General features: G+C 51.4%; 1 protein-coding gene. It reads right to left on the bottom strand.

The window, feature by feature from the left end; all coding sequences use genetic code 11:
- The coding region (locus tag QVO51_RS03700) for a phage tail tape measure protein (protein ID WP_288167819.1) at positions 1-918 on the bottom strand (918 nt) is incomplete at both ends.

Here is a 918-nt window from a genome sequence, read left to right on the forward strand (position 1 = left end):
GGCATCAGAATTTCGCCAAAACTGATAGCAAGCTCCTGTAATTGTGATTTCAGAATGGTGAGCTGACCGCCGAGGTTATCCTGCATGACGGCAGCCATTTTCTCGGTCACCCCGTTGTAGCCGTCTACTTCATCTGAGCAAGTTGCGATGGCATTCTGTAGCTTGTCGATATCTCCCGGCGCAGCATTCATCAGTGCAAGGAAGCCGGACATTGCATTCTTGCCGACCAGCGCCTGTGCCGCCGATGCCTGTTCCGATTCAGATAGTTGTGAAAATGCAGAGCGGCAGTCGGCTAAGATATCATTGAGATCACGCATTGAGCCGTCAGCATTTGTTGTTGCAATTTCCACCTCACCGATGGAATCGCCGCAGATCTTCACATCTCCGGCTAAGGTGTTCATGATGGTTCGCAGAGCAGTACCGGCTTGTGTTGATTTGATACCGCTGTTTGCCATTAGACCTATTGCTTGAGCAGTATCCTCACAGGAAAAGCCTAAAGCACCTGCCACAGGTGCGCAATATTTGAAGGTTTCACCCATCATGGACACATTGGTATTTGCATTTGAACTTGCCGCCGCCAGCACATCAGCAAAATGACCGCTGTCGGCAGCAGTTAAGCCGAAAGCGGTCAGAGCGTCCGTGACAATATCTGAGGTGGTTGCGAGATCTTCACCACTTGCCGCCGCAAGGTTCATGATGCCCTCGATACCGCCGAGCATATCTGATGTTTTCCAGCCTGCCATCGCCATATAGTTCATCGCTTCAGCGGCTTCGGATGCGGAGAATTTTGTCTTTGCGCCCATTTCCCTTGCTTTATCTCGGAGGGCTTGTAAGTCATCTCCGGTAGCACCGGATACGGCGGAAACTTTAGACATAGCTGAATCGAAGTCAGCGGCAGTCTTGACAGCGGCTGTACCC

Source organism: Ruminococcus sp. CAG:379 (assembly GCF_000434255.1).
GTDB classification, from domain to species: Bacteria; Bacillota; Clostridia; order Oscillospirales; family Ruminococcaceae; genus Ruminococcus_F; species Ruminococcus_F champanellensis.